This window comes from Pseudomonas sp. TE12508 (genome assembly GCF_056279485.1).
This window is the reverse complement of record NZ_JBWCCN010000002.1, coordinates 49,710-68,992: the sequence shown is the minus strand read 5'-3', so window position 1 is coordinate 68,992 and position 19,283 is coordinate 49,710. Positions and strand designations below refer to the sequence as shown.

General features: G+C 59.8%; 21 protein-coding genes. 1 reads left to right on the top strand and 20 read right to left on the bottom strand.

The genetic code is table 11. The annotated features are described in order from the left end of the window. Window positions 1–33: 33 nt before the first annotated feature. Window positions 34–1,362: a flagellar biosynthesis protein FlhF gene (flhF, locus tag ACZ9IM_RS02460; RefSeq protein WP_427626691.1), complete on the bottom strand. Its 1,329-nt coding sequence runs from the start codon at window positions 1,360–1,362 to the stop codon at window positions 34–36. Between the two features lie 11 nt (window positions 1,363–1,373). Then, window positions 1,374–3,503 (bottom strand): flagellar biosynthesis protein FlhA, encoded by a 2,130-nt coding sequence (gene flhA, locus ACZ9IM_RS02455; RefSeq protein WP_008072641.1) that lies wholly within the window; start codon window positions 3,501–3,503, stop codon window positions 1,374–1,376. Between the two features lie 60 nt (window positions 3,504–3,563). Between flhA and ACZ9IM_RS02450 the strand changes: the two genes are divergently transcribed. Beyond that, window positions 3,564–3,731 carry a hypothetical protein gene (locus ACZ9IM_RS02450; RefSeq protein WP_476223297.1) on the top strand — a complete coding sequence of 56 codons (168 nt, stop codon included), beginning with the start codon at window positions 3,564–3,566 and terminating at the stop codon, window positions 3,729–3,731. A 4-nt stretch (window positions 3,732–3,735) separates the two neighbouring features. Here ACZ9IM_RS02450 and flhB read toward each other — a convergent pair whose 3' ends face one another. The 18 genes from flhB to fliE all read right to left on the bottom strand — a co-directional run bounded on the left by flhB (window position 3,736) and on the right by fliE (window position 19,172). After that, window positions 3,736–4,875 (bottom strand): flagellar biosynthesis protein FlhB, encoded by a 1,140-nt coding sequence (gene flhB, locus ACZ9IM_RS02445; protein WP_476223296.1) that lies wholly within the window; start codon window positions 4,873–4,875, stop codon window positions 3,736–3,738. A gap of 3 nt (window positions 4,876–4,878) precedes the next feature. Further along, entirely contained in the window at window positions 4,879–5,661 is a 783-nt protein-coding gene (gene fliR, locus ACZ9IM_RS02440; RefSeq protein ID WP_427626685.1) for a flagellar biosynthetic protein FliR, read from the bottom strand. A 3-nt stretch (window positions 5,662–5,664) separates the two neighbouring features. Then, complete coding sequence (gene fliQ, locus ACZ9IM_RS02435) at window positions 5,665–5,934, bottom strand: flagellar biosynthesis protein FliQ (protein ID WP_007948918.1); 270 nt, start codon at window positions 5,932–5,934, stop codon at window positions 5,665–5,667. Next, entirely contained in the window at window positions 5,931–6,689 is a 759-nt protein-coding gene (gene fliP / locus ACZ9IM_RS02430; protein ID WP_008072635.1) for a flagellar type III secretion system pore protein FliP, read from the bottom strand. The genes fliQ and fliP overlap by 4 nt, the downstream gene beginning before the upstream one ends. After that, window positions 6,689–7,147 carry a flagellar biosynthetic protein FliO gene (fliO, locus tag ACZ9IM_RS02425; RefSeq protein ID WP_476223295.1) on the bottom strand — a complete coding sequence of 153 codons (459 nt, stop codon included), beginning with the start codon at window positions 7,145–7,147 and terminating at the stop codon, window positions 6,689–6,691. Before fliO ends, fliP begins: the two co-directional genes overlap by 1 nt. Continuing rightward, on the bottom strand, window positions 7,148–7,606 hold the full coding sequence (gene fliN / locus ACZ9IM_RS02420) for a flagellar motor switch protein FliN (RefSeq protein WP_008072631.1): 459 nt from the start codon (window positions 7,604–7,606) through the stop codon (window positions 7,148–7,150). 68 nt (window positions 7,607–7,674) lie between these two features. Continuing rightward, on the bottom strand, window positions 7,675–8,643 hold the full coding sequence (gene fliM, locus ACZ9IM_RS02415; protein WP_476223294.1) for a flagellar motor switch protein FliM: 969 nt from the start codon (window positions 8,641–8,643) through the stop codon (window positions 7,675–7,677). Window positions 8,644–8,652: 9 nt separating this feature from the next. After that, on the bottom strand, window positions 8,653–9,156 hold the full coding sequence (gene fliL / locus ACZ9IM_RS02410) for a flagellar basal body-associated protein FliL (protein ID WP_008072628.1): 504 nt from the start codon (window positions 9,154–9,156) through the stop codon (window positions 8,653–8,655). 224 nt (window positions 9,157–9,380) lie between these two features. Next, window positions 9,381–10,742, bottom strand: a complete 1,362-nt coding sequence (locus ACZ9IM_RS02405; RefSeq protein WP_476223293.1) for a flagellar hook-length control protein FliK — start codon at window positions 10,740–10,742, stop codon at window positions 9,381–9,383. A gap of 83 nt (window positions 10,743–10,825) precedes the next feature. Next, on the bottom strand, window positions 10,826–11,194 hold the full coding sequence (locus ACZ9IM_RS02400) for an Hpt domain-containing protein (protein ID WP_218394187.1): 369 nt from the start codon (window positions 11,192–11,194) through the stop codon (window positions 10,826–10,828). A gap of 31 nt (window positions 11,195–11,225) precedes the next feature. After that, window positions 11,226–12,929, bottom strand: coding sequence for an ATP-binding SpoIIE family protein phosphatase (locus ACZ9IM_RS02395; protein ID WP_476223292.1), 1,704 nt, complete (start codon window positions 12,927–12,929; stop codon window positions 11,226–11,228). A 5-nt stretch (window positions 12,930–12,934) separates the two neighbouring features. After that, window positions 12,935–13,240, bottom strand: a complete 306-nt coding sequence (locus ACZ9IM_RS02390; protein ID WP_427627547.1) for an STAS domain-containing protein — start codon at window positions 13,238–13,240, stop codon at window positions 12,935–12,937. 166 nt (window positions 13,241–13,406) lie between these two features. Continuing rightward, window positions 13,407–13,856 (bottom strand): flagellar export protein FliJ, encoded by a 450-nt coding sequence (gene fliJ / locus ACZ9IM_RS02385; protein ID WP_476223291.1) that lies wholly within the window; start codon window positions 13,854–13,856, stop codon window positions 13,407–13,409. A gap of 6 nt (window positions 13,857–13,862) precedes the next feature. Further along, the gene (fliI, locus tag ACZ9IM_RS02380; RefSeq protein WP_008072617.1) at window positions 13,863–15,221 is read right to left on the bottom strand and encodes a flagellar protein export ATPase FliI; all 1,359 of its coding nucleotides are present in this window, start codon (window positions 15,219–15,221) and stop codon (window positions 13,863–13,865) included. Further along, a complete protein-coding gene (fliH, locus tag ACZ9IM_RS02375) occupies window positions 15,211–16,020 on the bottom strand; it encodes a flagellar assembly protein FliH (protein WP_476223290.1) in 810 nt (269 codons plus the stop codon). Before fliH ends, fliI begins: the two co-directional genes overlap by 11 nt. Before the next feature lie 7 nt (window positions 16,021–16,027). Next, window positions 16,028–17,047, bottom strand: coding sequence for a flagellar motor switch protein FliG (gene fliG / locus ACZ9IM_RS02370; RefSeq protein ID WP_007894195.1), 1,020 nt, complete (start codon window positions 17,045–17,047; stop codon window positions 16,028–16,030). Continuing rightward, complete coding sequence (gene fliF, locus ACZ9IM_RS02365; protein ID WP_427627552.1) at window positions 17,040–18,827, bottom strand: flagellar basal-body MS-ring/collar protein FliF; 1,788 nt, start codon at window positions 18,825–18,827, stop codon at window positions 17,040–17,042. Before fliF ends, fliG begins: the two co-directional genes overlap by 8 nt. A 15-nt stretch (window positions 18,828–18,842) precedes the next feature. Further along, entirely contained in the window at window positions 18,843–19,172 is a 330-nt protein-coding gene (fliE, locus tag ACZ9IM_RS02360; protein ID WP_008072611.1) for a flagellar hook-basal body complex protein FliE, read from the bottom strand. Window positions 19,173–19,283: the final 111 nt, after the last annotated feature.

The following is a 19,283-nucleotide window of genomic DNA, read 5'->3' as shown; positions in this document are numbered from 1 at the left end:
TCGATGTAGGTACAAAAACTGTTCATTAGTACCTCAGCCAACCTGCTTGGTCGGACTGTGGTAAATATCAGCGAACATGTCAGCCATGGCTTCTTCGCTGGGTTCTTCCTGCATTTGCACGCTAACGGCGCGGCTGACCAACTGATGACGACGCGGCAGATGCAAATCATCCGGAATCCGCGGACCATCGGTCAGGTAAGCCACCGGCAACTCATGGCTGATAGCCAGGCTCAACACCTCGCCCAGACTTGCCGTTTCATCCAGTTTAGTCAGGATGCAGCCGGCGAGGCCGCAACGTTTGTAACTGTGATAAGCGGCAGTTAGAACCTGTTTCTGGCTGGTGGTTGCCAAGACCAGATAATTTTTTGATTTGATGCCACGTCCAGCCAGGCTTTCGAGCTGCATGCGCAATGCCGGGTCGCTGGCCTGAAGGCCGGCGGTATCGATCAGCACCACGCGTTTGCGCAGCAAAGGTTCCAGCGCCTGCACCAGCGATTGACCCGGGTCGACATGGGTGACCGACACGTTGAGGATGCGGCCCAGGGTCTTGAGCTGTTCCTGAGCGCCGATGCGATAGCTGTCCATGCTCACCAGCGCGATGTTTTGCGCGCCGTACTTGAGCACATAACGCGCTGCGAGCTTGGCCAGCGTGGTGGTCTTGCCCATGCCTGCCGGGCCAACCATGGCAATCACACCACCCTCTTCCAGTGGCTCGACTTCCGGCGTGGCGATCATCCGCGCCAGGTGCGCGAGCAACATGCGCCAGGCCTGACGGGGTTCTTCAATATCGGTGATCAGTGCCAGCAAATCGCGCGACAACGGGCCGGACAGACCGATGCGTTGCAGGCGACGCCAGAGGTTAGCCTGGGCCGGACGGCTGCCTTGCAGCTGATTCCAGGCCAGCGAGCCAAGTTGCACTTCCATCAGTTCACGCAAACTGTTGAGCTCGAAACGCATCGAATCGAAGGCTCGCGGGTCAACTCCGCCGGAGGCTGGCGCAGGGGCTGGTGCAGCACGACGAGGTTCAGCGTAAGTCGGTTCGATCAGTGGCTCGGCGGCGGTCAGCGGCAGGCCGGCGAACAATTGGCGATTGGTGCTGTTGTCGCTCTCGCCATCGCCACGCAGGCTCAATTCGGCCTGGGCGGTGACGATCCGCGACTGGGTCTTGCGCAGCTCGTCCTCGAGCTCCATGTTCGGAACACGCGGGGCCAGCGCCGACAATTTGTAATCCAGGGCAGCCGTCAGCTCGACACCGCCGGCGATCCGGCGATTGCCAATGATGGCGGCATCAGCGCCCAGCTCATCACGAACCAGTTTCATGGCCTGACGCATATCGGCGGCGAAAAAACGCTTAACTTGCATAAACCACTACCTCAGCCGTTGGGCCCTACTGTCGCAACGATGGTCACTTGCTTGTTGTCAGGGATTTCCTGGTAAGCCAACACATGCAAACCCGGGACTGCCAGTCGGCCGAATCGCGAGAGCATCGCGCGAACCGGACCGGCCACCAGCAGAATCACCGGTTGACCTTGCATTTCCTGACGCTGCGCCGCTTCGATCAACGAACGTTGCAGTTTCTCTGCCATGCTTGGCTCCAGCAGAACGCCCTCTTCCGAGCCTTGTCCTGCCTTCTGAAGACTATTGAGCAATATTTGTTCCAACCTTGGCTCCAAGGTGATCACAGGCAGCTGCGACTCAGTGCCTACAATGCTTTGCACGATTGCGCGGGATACGCCGACGCGCACCGCGGCCACCAAAGCGGCAGTATCTTGACTCTTGGCGGCGTTATTCGCGATGGCTTCGGCGATGCTGCGAATGTCCCGTACCGGCACCTGTTCGGCCAGCAATGCTTGCAAGACCTTGAGCAACTGCGACAGCGAAACCACCCCCGGCACCAGCTCCTCAGCCAGTTTCGGTGAGCTTTTGGCCAGCAATTGCATGAGTTGCTGGACTTCTTCGTGGCCGATCAGCTCGCTGGAGTGCTTGTACAAAATCTGGTTCAAGTGGGTTGCCACGACTGTACTGGCATCGACCACGGTGTAGCCGAGGGATTGCGCCTGGGCACGCTGGCTGATTTCGATCCAGACCGCCTCCAGACCAAAAGCCGGATCTTTGGCGGTAATGCCGTTGAGCGTGCCGTAGACCTGCCCCGGGTTGATCGCCAGTTCGCGGTCCGGGTAAATCTCGGCCTCGGCCAGGATCACGCCCATCAGGGTCAGGCGGTAGGCGCTCGGCGCCAGGTCGAGGTTGTCACGGATATGCACAGTCGGCATCAGAAAGCCCAGGTCCTGGGACAGCTTTTTACGCACACCCTTGATCCGTGCCAGCAACTGACCACCCTGGTTGCGATCCACCAGCGGGATCAGGCGGTAGCCGACTTCCAGGCCGATCATGTCGATCGGCGTCACGTCATCCCAGCCAAGCTCCTTGGTTTCCTGGGCGCGGGCCGGCGATGGCAACAGTTCCTGCTGACGCTTGACCTCTTGCAGGGCCTGAACCTTGACCGTGTTCTGCTTCTTCCAGAACAGGTAAGCGCCGCCGGCCGCCAGGGCCGCCATGCTCAAAAAGGAGAAGTGCGGCATGCCCGGCACCAGGCCCATCACCGCCATCAAGCCAGCGGCCACCGCCAAGGCTTTCGGCGAGGCGAACATCTGACGATTGATCTGCTTGCCCATGTCTTCCGAGCCGGAAGCCCGGGTCACCATGATCGCGGCGGCAGTCGACAACAGCAGTGATGGCAATTGCGCCACCAAACCGTCACCGATGGTCAACAAGGCATACACCCGACCGGCATCGCCAAAGGTCATGCCGTGCTGGAAGATACCGACCGCCATGCCGCCGATCAGGTTGATGAACAGAATCAGCAGGCCGGCGATGGCATCACCGCGCACGAACTTGCTGGCACCGTCCATCGAACCGTAAAACTCGGCTTCCTGGGCCACTTCCATCCGGCGCAGTTTCGCCTGGTTCTGATCGATCAGGCCGGCGTTCAAGTCGGCGTCGATGGCCATTTGTTTGCCCGGCATTGCGTCGAGGGTGAAACGCGCGCTCACCTCGGAAATCCGCCCGGCACCCTTGGTCACTACGACGAAGTTGATGATCATCAAAATCGCGAAGACCACGATACCAACCACGTAGTTACCGCCGATCACCACCTCACCGAAGGCCTGAATCACCTTACCGGCGGCGGCATGGCCATCCTGACCGTGGAGCATTACCACCCGTGTCGAGGCCACGTTCAGCGCCAGTCGCAACAACGTCGCCACCAGCAGAATGGTCGGGAACACGGCAAAATCCAGCGGCCGCAAGGCGTACACGCAGACCAGCAATACGACGATGGACAAGGCAATGTTGAACGTGAAAAACACGTCCAGCAGGAACGGCGGCACCGGCAACATCATCATGGCCAGCATGACCAGCAGCAACAGCGGCACGCCCAGATTGCCCCGACTGAGGTCGGCAACGTTTGTGCGTGCAGTGTTGATTAACTGAGAGCGATCCACCGGTTTTCCCCGTTCCTTTAAAGCAAACTTTTGACGCCTGAAGCAGGCGCAGGGCGGCTATTGCAAGAAGCCTTCCAACTTTTGCCGGGGTTTGGAATAGAGGTGTTTTCAAGTGCGGAAGATCAAAAGATCGCAGTCTTCGGCAGCGCCTACGGATTAGGTTCACACCGCAACATCGCGGGTAAATCACGATCCGTGCAGGAGCTGCCGAAGGCTGCGATCGTTTGATCTGTCAGGAATCGCGGCGCAAATCCGGTGGAATCGGCAAATCATCCTGGAGCGGATCCGGACGCTTGCCCTTGCCGGCGCGGTACTGGCGAATCTGGTAGACGTAGGCCAGTACCTGGGCGACTGCCAGATACAGCCCACCGGGGATTTCCTGCTCCAGCTCGGTGGAGTAGTAGATCGAACGCGCCAGCGCCGGCGATTCGAGCAGCAGCACATTGTTGGCCACGGCGATTTCGCGGATTTTCAAGGCAAGGAAATCGCTACCCTTGGCCAACAGCACCGGCGCATTGCCTTTGTCCGGGTCGTACTTAAGCGCCACGGCGTAGTGAGTCGGGTTGGTGATGACCACGTCGGCCTCGGGAATGGCCGCCATCATCCGCCGCTGCGACATCTCGCGTTGCAACTGGCGAATGCGCTGCTTGACCTCTGGTTTACCTTCCTGATCCTTGTGCTCGTCGCGCACTTCCTGCTTGGTCATCTGCAGCTTCTTGTGGCTTTCCCAAAGCTGCACCGGCACGTCGACCACCGCGATAATGATCAGCCCGCAAGCCATCCACAAGGTACTCCAGCCGACCACCTGCAAGCTGTGAATGATCGCCATGTCCAATGGCTCGTGGGCGATGCGCAACAGATCATCGATGTCCGACGACAGGACCGCCAACGCCACGAACAAGACGATGAAAAACTTCGCCAGAGCCTTGAGCAGCTCAACCAAAGCCTTGGCCGAGAACATCCGTTTCAGGCCCGCGCCGGGGTTCATGCGACTGAACTTGGGCGCCATGGAGCCGGCCGCGAACAGCCAGCCACCGAGAGAGATCGGGCCGATCAACGCAGCCAACAGCAAAGTGATCATCACCGGCTGAATCGCCAACAGGGCAATCTGTCCCGATTGCAGCAAGAAGGTACCCATGTTGCGCTGATCCAGAATCACTTCCCGCGACAGCGTGAAGTTCATCCGCATCAGTTCCATCATGTCCTGCGCCAATGCACCACCGAAAATCAGTAGCGCACCGGCGCCGGCGAGCATGACCGCCAGAGTATTGAGCTCCTTGGAGCGCGCAATTTCGCCCTTCTCACGGGAGTCCTTTTTACGTTTCTCCGTGGGGTCTTCTGTTTTGTCCTGACCGCTTTCGCTCTCAGCCATGACTCAGCGCGCCCGTGCCAGTTCGCGTAACAACTGCAAAGCCTCGGAGGCCAGCGGTTGATACTGATTGAGAATGTCTGCCAGACCGACCCAGACAATGAACAGCCCGAGCACTAGCGTCAGAGGGAAACCGATCGAGAAGATGTTCAACTGCGGCGCCGCACGGGTCATCACGCCAAACGCAATGTTGACCACCAGCAACGCCGTGATCGCAGGCAGCACCAGTAACAGCGCCGCACCCAGTACCCAGCCGAGTTTGCCGGCCAATTCCCAGAAATGATGGACCATCAAGCCGCCGCCGACCGGCAGCGTGGTGAAGCTTTCGGTGAGCACTTCGAACACCACCAGATGGCCGTTCATTGACAGGAACAGCAGGGTCACCAGCATGGTGAAAAACTGCCCGATCACCGCCACCGACACACCGTTCGTAGGGTCGACCATCGAGGCGAAGCCCATGCCCATCTGGATCGCAACAATTTGCCCGGCAACCACGAAAGCCTGGAAGAACAGCTGCAAGGAGAATCCCAGTACCGCACCGATGATGATCTGTTCGGCAATCAGCAGCAGCGCACTCAAGTCCAGCGCATTGACGGCGGGCATGGGCGGCAGCCCCGGCGCAATGACCACGGTGATCGCCAGCGCGAAGTACAAACGCACGCGCGTGGGCACCAGCGTCGTGCCGAAAATCGGCATGACCATCAGCAGCGAACCGATGCGAAACAACGGCAACATGAACGTTGCCACCCAGGTGCTGATCTGGGTATCGGTCAACTGCAGCAGCGACATGGTTTAGCCGATGACCTGAGGAATACTGCCGTACAGCTGCAGGATGTATTCCATGAAAGTCTGCACCAGCCACGGACCGGCAACGATCAGCGTCACCAGCATCACCAGCAGGCGCGGCAGGAAGCTCAGGGTCTGTTCGTTGATCTGGGTGGCGGCCTGGAACATCGCCACCAACAAGCCCACCAGCAAGCTCGGGATCACCAGCACGGCAACCATCATGGTGGTGAGCCACAGCGCTTCGCGAAAGATGTCTACGGCCACTTCAGGCGTCATGGTGAAACGCCGCCGAAGCTGCTGGCCAAGGTACCGATGATCAACGCCCAGCCATCCACCAGCACAAACAACATGATTTTGAACGGCAGGGAAATGATCAGTGGCGAGAGCATCATCATACCCATCGCCATCAACACGCTAGCCACCACAAGATCGATGATCAGGAACGGGATGAAGATCATGAAGCCGATCTGGAACGCGGTTTTCAGCTCAGAGGTCACGAACGCCGGCACCAGAATCGTCAGCGGTGCCTGATCAGGCGAAGCGATGTCGGTGCGTTTGGAAAGGCGCATGAACAACTCCAGATCGCTACTGCGAGTCTGGGCCAGCATGAAGTCCTTGATCGGCACCTGGGCCTTGGCCACGGCATCCTGAGCGGTGAGTTTCTCCGCCAGATACGGCTGCAAGGCATCCTGATTCACGCGATCGAACACCGGCGCCATGATGAACATGGTGAGGAACAACGCCATGCCGGTGAGGATCTGGTTCGACGGAGTCTGCTGCAAGCCCAGGGCCTGACGCAGGATCGAGAACACGATGATGATCCGGGTGAAACTGGTCATCAGCATGACGAACGCCGGGATGAAGCTCAGCGCAGTCATGATCAGCAGAATTTGCAGGCTGACCGAATATTCCTGAGCGCCTTCGGCGTTAGTGCCCAAGGTGATTGCCGGGATCGACAACGGATCGGCGGCGAACGCCAGCGGCGCGGCCAGCATCAGGGCCAGCGTCAAGACGATGCGTAACGCACCCATTACTTCTTATCCTTCTGATCCTTGCCGAGCATCTTCAGCAGATGCTGGGCAAATTCCGGCGTGGCTTTCTCGGCATTTTCCGGCACCTGCACCGGTTCCTTGAGTACATGCAACGCGGTAATGGTGCCAGGGCTCAGGCCGAGCAGGATTTGTTCGTTGCCGACCTGCACCAGCATCAAACGGTCACGGGGACCCAGCGCGCGGGAACCGATCAGCTCGATCACCTGCCCCTTGCCGGCCGGCCCGGCCTGCTGGACCCGGCGCAGCAACCAGGCGAGGAAGAAGATCACCCCCAGCACCAGCAGCAAGCCGAACACCAGTTGCGTCAATTGTCCGGCCACACCGCTGCTGACAGCCGGTGCAGCGGCCGCTGTCGCAGTCGCAACCGGTTCGGCAGCCAGAACACTGAACGGCAAGGCCAGCGCTAACCCCAGCACAAAACCCAGAACCTTTTTCACTCAGCGCAGCTTCTTGATGCGTTCGCTTGGGCTGATCACGTCGGTCAGGCGAATGCCGAACTTTTCGTTGACCACCACCACTTCACCATGGGCGATGAGCGTGCCATTAACCAACACGTCGAGCGGCTCACCGGCCAGACGATCGAGCTCGATTACCGAACCCTGGTTGAGTTGCAGCAGGTTGCGGATGTTGATATCGGTGCTGCCGACTTCCATGGAAATCGACACCGGAATATCGAGGATCACGTCCAGGTTCGGACCGTCCAGCGTCACCGGATCGTTGTTCCTCGGCACGCTGCCAAACTCTTCCATCGGCAGACGGTTGGACGGCGAACCGGCGGCGTCGGCGGCCAGCAAGGCATCGATATCGTCCTGCCCGGCGTCACCGGTTTCTTCCAGGGCCGCTGCCCATTCATCAGCCAGTGCCTGGTCGTCCTGGGCGTTCATATCGTCGTTCATCATTTGTCCTCGGCGGGCACCTGCTCAATCAAGAGCAGTCAATTAAAAGGGGGGGGTTGGAGCGCCGGTCAGCGGCGCTCGATCGGCTCGATCACTTGCAACGCGAGGTTGCCCTTGTGCGAGCCCATCTTGACCTTGAAGGCCGGTACGCCGTTGGCGCGCATGATCATTTCTTCCGGCATCTCGACCGGGATCACATCCCCCGGCTGCATGTGCAGGATGTCGCGCAGGCGCAGCTGGCGGCGGGCAACGGTGGCACCGATGGGTACATCGACGTCCAGCACGTCCTGGCGCAAGGCGTTGATCCAGCGCTCATCCTGATCGTCGAGGTCCGACTGGAAGCCGGCGTCGAGCATCTCGCGCACCGGCTCGATCATCGAGTACGGCATGGTCACGTGCAGGTCGCCGCCACCACCATCGAGCTCGATATGGAACGTCGACACCACAACGGCTTCGCTCGGGCCGACGATGTTGGCCATGGCCGGGTTCACTTCCGAGTTGATGTACTCGAAGTTCACTTCCATGATCGCCTGCCAGGCTTCCTTCAAATCGACGAAGGCCTGTTCCAGCACCATGCGCACCACACGCAGTTCAGTGGGGGTGAATTCACGCCCTTCGATCTTCGCGTGACGGCCGTCGCCGCCGAAGAAGTTGTCCACCAGCTTGAACACCAGTTTGGCGTCGAGGATGAACAGTGCGGTGCCGCGCAGCGGTTTGATCTTGACCAGGTTGAGGCTGGTCGGCACGTACAGCGAGTGCACGTATTCGCCGAACTTCATCACCTGCACGCCCCCGACGGCAACGTCCGCCGAGCGGCGCAGCATGTTGAACATGCTGATGCGGGTGTAGCGGGCGAAACGCTCGTTGATCATTTCCAGGGTCGGCATGCGTCCACGGACGATGCGATCCTGGCTGGTCAGGTCGTAGCTTTTGACACTGCCGGGGTCGGCAGCGTTATCGGTCTGTACCAGACCATCGTCGACGCCATGCAACAGCGCATCGATCTCATCCTGGGACAGCAGGTCCTGCACGGCCATGTCGTGTTCCTACTGCAGTACGAAATTAGTGAAAAGCAACTGTTCGATCACCACTTTGCCAAGCTCTTTCTGCGCCACTTCCTGGACGCTGGCCGTGGCCTTCTGACGCAACATTTCCTGGCCGACCGGGGTCGCCAGCGTGGCGAAATCCTGACCGGAAAACAGCATCACCAGGTTATTGCGAATCACCGGCATGTGGACTTTGAGCGCTTCCAGATCGGCCTGATTGCGGCCCTGCAGGGTGATGCTCACCTGCATGTAGCGCTGGCGACCGTTCTGGTTGTAGTTGGCCACGAAAGCCGGCGCCATGGGCTCGAAGATCGCTGGCTGCTTGCCGATCACCGCAGTTTCAGCCGCGGGGGCAGGCTTGCTCTGGGCGCTGTGCATGAAGAACCAGGTCGCCCCCACGGACAAGCCGATCGCCAGCAACAGGGCCACGACGATCACAATGATCAGCTTGATTTTGCCTTTGGTTGCGGGGTCTTTCACTGGTGCTGCGTCGCTCTTAGCCATGCCAATAATCCGTCACTATTCGGGTTTTCACAGTCGCACGGCAAGGCAAGAGCAAGTGTTATGCCAGAAGTGTCGGGAGGTAGGGAGACGGCGAATGATCGGCGAGCACCAATCAAATGAGGGAGCGGGCTTGCTCGCGAATGCGGTGTGACAGCCAACATAACTGTTGAATGTTAAATCGCATTCGCGAGCAAGCCCGCTCCCACAAGGTTTTCTGCGTTTGATCAGGCGTAGTAGTCGACCGCGCTGGAGCCAATCACGCTGGTGGTGTTGGCGGCTACTTCAGCGACAGTCGCAGGAAGCTCTTCATCGGCAGACTCGAGGCGACCGCCATTGGCGTTGGCACGCCCACCCTGCCCCTGTTGAGCCTGCTCCTGACCCTGCCCCTGCCAGCCACGGGACTGATCGGAAACGTTGACGTCGACCTGACCCATGCCCTGTTGCGCGAACATGTCACGCAGGCGATGCATTTGCCCGTCGAGCGCTTCACGAACGCTTGGATGGGCACTTATGAAGGTCACCTGGGTCTGCTGATCCGGAACCATGTTCACCCGAATATCCAGGCGCCCCAGCTCGGCCGGTTGCAACTGAATGTCGGCCGCCTTGAGATTGGCGCTGGACAGGTACATGACCCGGTTGACCACCTCTTCGGTCCAACCGCTTTGATGCATGGCGATTGGCTGGTTTACCGGTAATGCATTGGCAGTCTTCGGCGTTGCCGCCTGGGTCAATGCCGCCAGACGATTGGCGAAATCATCGACACGGGTATCGCTGCTGGCGGACTTGAGATCCTTGAGGCCGTCATCGATCAGGCCACTGAAAGCCTTCTCGCCGCCCTGGCTGGTGCTGTCCTGATCGGCTTGCACATCGAGCATGCCCGCCATGCCCGTGGCAAAGTTCTGTGCCGAAGTTGGCTCGCCGTCGACTTGAGCCGAGATCGGTGCCGCCTTGGGCTGGGCCTGGCTGACGGGCGAAACGTGCCCGCCCTGCTCCATGGCCATGCGCACGGCTGGCAGCGCATCGAGAGGATCGGCTTCGGGATCGAAATCCGGATCGATGGTCGCAACAGTCTGTGCCGCAGCCGCGGTAACGACGACGGCGACAGGTGCCTCAACTTGTGATTGCGCAGTGGCCACAACTGTTGGCGTTTCCGGCACAGGAGCTGGTAACACCGGCTGCACCACCAACGCAGGATCGAGGGCCGGATCGACAGGCGCGGTATCAGCCACCGGCGTCGACGCCTCGGCCGGATCCGATGCATCATCGCTGGCCGTCTTGTCGTCAGCCTGCGCCGGTTTATCGACGGGCAAGGATTTGCCGCTATCGGCAACCGTCGGTTCCGGGGCGGCAGACTTGTCGTTGCTCACGTCCTTTTTGCCGACGCTGTCCGAGACTTTGTCGCGTGCGGGTTTAGCCGAGCCGTCCGCCATGGCGGAGGGTTTATTCTGCGCCTGATTGGCATAGACCTGAGCGAAGCTGGAGGCCTTGTCCCCGGGCTCGGCCGTCAGCGCCGGTGCATTGGCGGACGCGGCTTGAGCCTTGGCCGTCGTGGCGGCCTGAAGAAGGATGTTTGGGGTAACGGGCATAAAACGGTCTCCGCTGCACTGGGATCGTAGGTACAGTTGAGTAAGTTATTAGCAAGGGTCGAGCCAGCTTTGTTCGCTGGCTGCTAAAAACGCCGGACGGATGCTGGTTCAGCCTGGGAACGCTGGCGTTCCGCTTCGTAGAGCGGTCGGACAATAGCGAATTCGCCGTCAATGTCATCAATGAGCCGTTCAATGCCGACGAGACTCTTTTCTTTGGCACGCTGCTCCAGCTCACCGCACAGCTTGGCCAGATAACTGGCGCCCATGTTGCTGCTGCTACCTTTGAAACTATGGGCAGCATTCATAAGCTGCGCGGCATCCTCGGCCTTTCGCAGGACGCGTAAACGCTCTTCGGAATCGGCGAGAAAGGTATCGAGCAATTCTGGATACCCGTCCTCCATCACTTCCTGCAACGCGCTCAGCACGTCACGGTCCAGATGTGTGTCGTCCACTTGTTCACTCCTTGATCAAGAATGCCTGGCATTATGCCAGAGCCTCCCAGAAAAACTCCACGCGAGCACTTTTTCCATTATCGGACCAGGTCGCATGATCGCTCAACTGGCGGATCAAATTGACCCCACGTCCTGACAGACGGACGTCATCGACGGGACGCGCCATGACCCGCGCCACATCGAAGCCTTTGCCACTGTCTTCGACCCGGACCACCAGGCAACCGCCCTCGCCTTTTGGCGTCACCTGCAAATGCACCCGCACATAGCCATCGCGCAACTCGTCCAGGCGTGCATTGCGCTGCTGATAATAACGCGCAAAACCTGCCGCATCGCGTTTCAAACTCGAATCCAGGCCCAACACGCCATGCTCCAGAGCATTGGAATAAAGCTCTGCCAGCACACTGTAGAGTGCGCCACTCTGAGCCCGCAGACCATGCACCTCAAGCAGCAACTGCAACAAGTACGGCAGCGGATTGAAGCGCTTGAGGGTGGCGGCGCGGAACTCGAAACTCACCGACCAGTCCAGCGGGCACGACTGGCCGCTGTCGGAATACACTGGCGTCGGAGGGCTCAGTTGCGCGGCCTCCAGCAGACGGACCTCGACCATGCTCACGTCATCACGAGCCTCGCCACGAAAATCCCGCAGTGCCTGCTCGATCTCTTCGAACAGTGCATCGGGCTGGCGATTGACCGCAAACACTTGCTCCAGCCGCTCTACGCCAAACAACTGCTCATTGGCATCACAGGTATCAATCACCCCATCGGACAGCAGGAACACCCGATCGCCGACGGCCATCGGGAACACCTCGGTGCGATCATCGAAGGTTTGCGAGCTCAGTACGCCCAGCGGCAAGTGCCGTGCCGTCAGCGCCGTGCGCTCGCCACTGGCGATACTGTGCAGGTAACCGTCCGGCATTCCGCCGTTCCAGACCTCCACCGACCCTCGCTGAAAGCTCAGGCACAGCAGCGCCGCACAGCAGAACATGTCCACCGGCAGAATACGTTTGAGCTTGGCGTTCATCTCGCGCAGGGTTTCGGACAAACCGTAACCCTTGGCCGTCATGCCATAGAAGACTTCGGCCAACGGCATGGCACCGACAGCGGCCGGCAAACCATGGCCGGTAAAATCACCGAGCAGCACATGCATGTCGCCAGCCGGAGTGAAAGCGGCTAGCAACAGATCGCCATTGAACAGCGCATAGGGTGATTGCAGGTAACGGATGTTCGGGGCATTCAGGCAACCGGAGTGGGCGACCTTGTCGAACACGGCTTTGGCTACCCGTTGTTCGTTGAGCAGGTAATCGTGATGCCTGGCGATCAGGTCGCGCTGCTCCAGCACCGTGGCTTGCAAACGTCGCAAGCGGTCCATCGCCTTGACCTTGGCCGCGAGGATCACCTGGTTGTAAGGTTTTGCCAGAAAATCGTCGCCCCCGGCCTCCAGACAACGAGCCAAGGCTTCGCTCTCGGTCAGCGACGTCAAAAAGATGATCGGCACCAGCGTTTCGCCGGCCAGTGCCTTGATCTGCTGCGCCGCCTCGAAACCGTCCATCACCGGCATCATGGCGTCCATCAGCACCAGGTGCGGTCGCTGCGAGCGGAATGCTTCGACCGCCTCGGCGCCGTTGGCGGCCGTCAGCACTTCATGGCCCTGGCGCCGGACGATAGTCGACAGCAGCATGCGATCGGCCGCGCTGTCTTCGGCGATCAGAATCGTCAGCGGTTCGAGCGGCTGCATGACGGTCAACTGATGTCGAACAGCTTGTCGAAATTGGAGATGGCGAGGATTTTCTTCACATCGGAACTGCTGTTGACGACGCGAATATCGGAGTTGTCGCCACCGGCGTGATCGCGCAGCAAGAGCAGCATGCCCAACGCCGAGCTGTCGAGATAAGTGGCTTTCTTCAAGTCCACCACAATGGATTCGGGTGTACTGTTGAGTCCCTCGTAGGACTCGCGAAACTCCTGATGCCGACCGAAATCGAATCGCCCCTCGATCGAAATCGTCAGCTTTTTCCCATCCGGAGATACTTCTGTAACGACTGACATTTCACGGCTTCCTTGTCATTGGCGAACGTACGTGTAGAAGGTTTAGCACCTGACGAGGGCTGGAGCAAGGTCAAAAGATCGCAGCCTTCGGCAGCGCCTACTTTGACCGCATGCAAACCCGATCCTGTAGGCGCTGCCGAAGACTGCGATCTTTTAAAACCGACACTCAATACGGATCCTGACGCGGCAACCGCTGGGACAGCTCATCCAGCAGTTTCTGCTCGCGCTTGTCTTCCAGTTGCCGTGCCTCATCCATGTAGCGCTGAACCAGTTTGCGCAAGCCTTCGACCCGGGCAAACGCCTGCTGCCAGGCTTCCCGGGATTTGTTCAGGTTGTTTTGATGCCAGTTCAGGCTCTGGCGCTGCTGGTCGATGGCCGTGCCCAATTGCGCGAGAAAACCCTGATAACCCAGCAACCATTGGCCCGACACGCCGCTACTGCCGCGTACGATCCATTGTTCCTGGTACTCGAGGCGGAAGTTTTCCAGGTCGGCGAGTTTGCTTTCCGCCAGGCGAACCTGGCCCTGAAAGTGCCCCAGGCGCAGGACAGCGGTCTTTTCGGCCTTTTCAGCCATTTCCACCACAGGCGCCAGACGTGCTGCGCGGCTCGAGGCCATGACTGGTTAACCGCCCGGCGCTGGCGCAAAGATCGAAGCGAGATGGTTCTCGCTGGCGCCCATGCTGATGTTGTCGTTCAAGCCCTGGCGCAGGTACATGGTCATGGCCGGTTGCAGATTGATCGCGGTATCGGTTTCCCGATCACCGCCGGACACATAGGCGCCGACACTGATCAAGTCGCGGCTCTGCTGATAGCGCGACCAGTATTGCTTGAACGTCTGCGCGTGGTTCATGTGCTTGATGCCGACCACCGACGGCATGACCCGGCTGATGGAGGCTTCGATATCGATGGCCGGGTAATGCCCTTCCTCGGCCAGACGCCGGGACAGCACGATGTGTCCGTCGAGCACACCCCGCGCCGAGTCGGCGATCGGGTCTTGCTGATCGTCGCCTTCGGACAATACCGTGTAGAACGCGGTGATCGAACCGCCGCCCTTTTCAGCGTTACCGGCACGCTCCACCAGTTTCGGCAACTTGGCGAACACTGACGGCGGATAGCCTTTGGTCGCTGGAGGTTCGCCGATGGCCAGGGCGATTTCCCGCTGGGCCTGGGCGAAACGGGTCAGGGAATCCATGAGCAACAGGACGTTCTTGCCCTTGTCGCGAAAATACTCGGCGATTCGCGTGCAGTACATGGCCGCGCGCAGCCGCATCAGCGGCGCATCGTCCGCTGGCGACGCCACCACCACCGAACGCTTGAGCCCTTCTTCACCGAGGATGTGCTCAATGAATTCTTTAACTTCTCGACCTCGCTCACCGATCAGCCCGACGACGATGATGTCGGCCTCGGTGAAGCGGGTCATCATGCCCAGCAGCACACTCTTGCCCACGCCAGTACCGGCGAACAGCCCGAGCCGCTGACCGCGACCAACCGTCAACAAACCGTTGATGCAGCGAATGCCCACGTCCAGCGGCTCGCTGATGGGTTCGCGCTTGAGCGGGTTGATGGTCGGGCCGTCCATCGGCACCCAATCTTCAGCCTTCATGCCACCCTTGCCATCCAGCGCACGCCCGGCGCCATCGAGCACCCGCCCGAGCATGCTCATACCCATGGGCAAGCGACCGGTATCAGCCAGGGGAACCACACGGGCACCGGGGGCGATGCCGGCGACGCTGCCAACTGGCATCAGAAAGACTTTGCTGCCAGAGAAACCCATGACTTCAGCTTCGACCTGCACCGGGTGATAGCTGTCATCGTTGATGACCATGCAGCGGCTGCCCATGGCGGCGCGCAAGCCTTCGGCTTCGAGGGTCAGGCCGACCATGCGCAGCAGGCGACCTTCGAGGATCGGCGCACTGGCAAGCTCCGTGGCCTCGGCGTAGCTACCGAGGCGCTTGGCGAAGCTGGTGCGATCAAGACGCATCGGGAGCGTCCAGTGTCGCCTCGATCGGTGTAACCGCAGGTTTTTCGTCGATTGGCAGTTCCAGGCTCAGGTCCGGTGCGGCCGGGTGCAGCGCCTGATCGTGCAATTGATCGAACAGCTTGGCCATGACTTGGGTAACACGGGTTTCGATGGTGGCGTCGATGCGGCTGTGCTCCGTTTCGACCCGGCAGCCGCCCGGCAACAAGGACTCGTCCTCGACAATGCGCCAGGTTTCTTCATGGCGCTCGCGCAGGGCTTTGACCTGTTCGAAATCCTGCGGATTGATGTACAGCCGCACGTTGCCCACACCCAGCGGCAAAAGCTTGAGCGCCTCGCGCATGACGTGTTCGATCTGCGTCGAGTCGATGGCCAGTTCGCGCTGAATCACTTGCTTGGTGATGTGCTGCACGAGGTCAACCAGCGACTTTTCGATCTGCGTGTCCTGCTCGGCAATCGGCTCGAACAGGTTGGCCATCAGTTGCTCCAGGCCAGCGATCTTGGCCGTCAGGGCCACTTCGGCTTCCTGACGGACCTTGAGCGCGGTGCTGTGGAAACCTTCTTTTTCGCCAACGGCGAAGCCTTCGTTGTAGGCCTCCTGGCGAATGCTCTCGAGCTCTTCGAGGGTCAGTGGCTGGACTTCTTCCAGCGGCACTTCTTCCATTTCCGGCGGTTCGGGTTCCGGTTCCGGCTCGGGTTCCGGCACAAACGGGTCGAAGCTGGGCAACGACCAGATGTCGAAACCACCGACGTCCTTGGCACGGATCAGGTCGGTATTGGACTCATCATGTTTGGACGACATAGTGACCTTAGATCATCTCTTCGCCGCCCTTCCCGCCGAGAACGATTTCTCCGGCTTCGGCCATACGGCGGGCAATGGTGAGGATTTCTTTCTGCGCGGTTTCCACGTCGCTGACGCGCACCGGGCCTTTGGCCTCGAGGTCGTCGCGCAACAGTTCGGCCGCCCGTTTGGACATGTTCTTGAAGATCTTTTCCTTGACGCCTTCGTCCGAGCCCTTGAGGGCCAGCACCAGGACGTCCGAGGACACTTCGCGCAACAGCGCCTGAATGCCGCGGTCGTCGACATCGGACAGGTTGTTGAACACGAACATGAGGTCTTCGATCTGACCGGACAGGTCTTCGTCGACTTCGCGGATCGAGTCCATCAGCTGACCTTCGATCGAGCTGTCGAGGAAGTTCATGATGTCGGCCGCACGCTTGATGCCACCCAGGGTGGTGCGCGAGGCATTCGAGTTGCCGGAGAACTGCTTCTCGAGAATCTGGTTGAGTTCTTTCAGGGCTGCCGGTTGCACGGTGTTCAACGAAGACACCCGCAGGATGATGTCCAACCGGACCTTGTGGTCGAAGTTGCCCAGCACTTCACCGGCCTGATCCGGGTCGAGGTAGGCGACCACGATTGCCTGGATCTGCGGGTGCTCGTAACGGATCACGTCGGCGACGGCGCGCGGCTCCATCCACTTCAGGCTGTCGAGACCACTGGTGTTGCCGCCCAGCAGGATCCGGTCGATCAGGCCGTTGGCCTTGTCTTCGCCCAATGCCTGAGTGAGCATTTTGCGCACGTAGTCATCGGAGCCGACGCCCAGGCTGGTCTGGTCGCCGACGATGTCGACGAACTCGCTCATCACCTGTTCGACCTGCTCACGGTGCACGTTGCCCATCTGGGCCATCGCCACGCCCACACGCTGGACCTCCTTGGGCCCCATGTGGCGCAGCACTTGCGCAGCATCGGTGGAACCGAGGGACAGCAGCAGAATCGCGGCTTTGTCGACCTTGGTCAGTTTGGCGGCAACGGCTCGGTTATCACTCATCTGCGTTAATCCACTCTTTCACGACCTGGGCCACGCGACCCGGATCTTCTGCCACCAGACTCTTGATTGCGTTCAACTGTGCGTCATAGCCTTCGCTCGGGCTCGGCAGCAGGATACTGGTCGGGCCACCAAGGCTGACGCGGTCGTTGGACAGTTCGCCGTCCAGGCCGCCCATGCCACCGAGCTCCATGTCGCTGCCCAGGCCTGCGAGTTGCTTGTCTTTGCCGCCACCGGTGATGTTGTTGAGCACCGGACGCAGCACACCGAACACCAGCACCAGGATGAACAACACACCCAGCACTTGCTTGACGATGTCCCAGAACCACGGCTGGGAGTAGAACGGAATCTCGGCAATCACTTCACCGCGCTCGGCGGAGAACGGCATGTTGATCACACTGACGCTGTCGCCACGGCTGGCGTCGAAACCGACCGCGTCCTGTACCAGACGAGTGAAGCGCGCCAACTCATCGGCGCTCCACGGCGCACGTGTCGTTTCGCCGTTGGCCGCGTTGACCTTGACCTGATCATCCACCACCACCGACACCGACAGGCGATTCAAACGGCCCTGCTGTTGTTTGGTGTGACTGATGGAACGGTCGAGTTCGAAGTTCTTGGTGGATTGTTGACGCTTGTCCGCCGGGTACGGTGCCAGCATCGGCTGGCCGGTGGCCGGGTCCATGATTTGCTGACCGTTGGCATCGAGCAATGGCTGGCCTGGCTGCACCATGCCGGCCGACGCGGTGGCGCCACCGGTGGTTTGCGGCGCCGAGGCCGGCGATGGCGGCTGGTTGCTCAGGGCACCCGGCACACCTTGCGGGCCATTGCTGGCGGTGCGCTGTTCGTTGACCGATTGCTCACTGCGCAACGCCGGCTGATCCGGGTTGAATTGCTCGGAAGTCGACTCGACGGCGCTGAAATCCACATCGGCCGAAACTTCGGCTTTATAGCGATCATTACCCAACACCGGTTGCAGGATGTTGTGTACACGCTGGGTCAGCATGCTTTCCATGCGACGGCTGTAATCGAATTGCTTGCCGGCCATGGTCAGTTCGGAGTTTTCCGCCTGATCCGACAGCAGGTTGCCCTTCTGATCGACCACAGTGATCTGCGACTTGCTCAGTTCAGGAACGCTGGTAGCAACCAGATTGATGATAGCGACGACCTGGCCCGGCTCCAGCGAGCGACCGGAATAGAGTTCAACCAGAACCGAAGCGCTGGGCTTACGCTCGTCACGCACGAACACCGAACTTTTCGGAATCGCCAGGTGCACGCGGGCACCCTTGACGTTGTTCAGGCTGGAAATGGTCCGTGCCAGTTCGCCTTCGAGGCCGCGACGATAACGGGTCGCTTCCATGAACTGACTGGTGCCCAGCCCTTGTTCCTTGTCGAGGATCTCAAAACCGATGTTGCCGTCGCTGGGAGTGACACCAGCGCCCGCGAGCTTGAGCCGCGCACGAGACAGGTCATCGGCCTTGACCAGCAAGGCACCGGAGTTCGGTTCAACGGTATAGGGAATATCGGCTGCGGCCAGGGTTTCCATGACCTGCTTGGCGTCCATACCGGCAAGGCTGCCGTACAGAGGCCGGTAGTCCGGCTGCTGGGACCACAACACAACGGCAAAACCAATCGCCACGCTCGCAGCCAGGCCGACCAACAGGCCCACCTGACGCAACATGGTCATCTCGGAGAGGTTTTCCAGGAAGGACAACCCGAACAGCGGCGGTTTGCCGTCTATTGGAGTGGCCTTGACCGGAACATTATCGGCGATTGCTTCTGCCATGACTCAATCTCGTCCTTAAACCGGCATCTGCATGATGTCTTGGTATGCCTGAACCAGCTTGTTACGCACTTGGGTCAACGCTTGAAAAGACACGCTGGCCTTCTGCGAGGAAATCATCACGTCCGTCAGGTCGACGCCGCTTTTACCGATCTCAAAAGCACTGGCCAACTGATTTGACGCCTGCTGGGTGTCGTTCACTTTATTGACGGCCTGACCGAGCATGTCGGAAAAGCTGCTGCCACCCAATTCAGGGACTGCGGCAGTCGATTTCGGCGCAGACATGGCATCCATTTGCATGGAGCGCATATCCAGCATCAACCGATTGAATTCAATACCTTGGCTCATGGTTTCTCTCTTTGACGAAGCTACGTCTTTGGCTACCCGCAATTTTTTGACACTCACTCGGCGGGCAGAGAGGTGTTAGCAACAAGGGTGCCAGCTCTGTGGCCGCTCTAA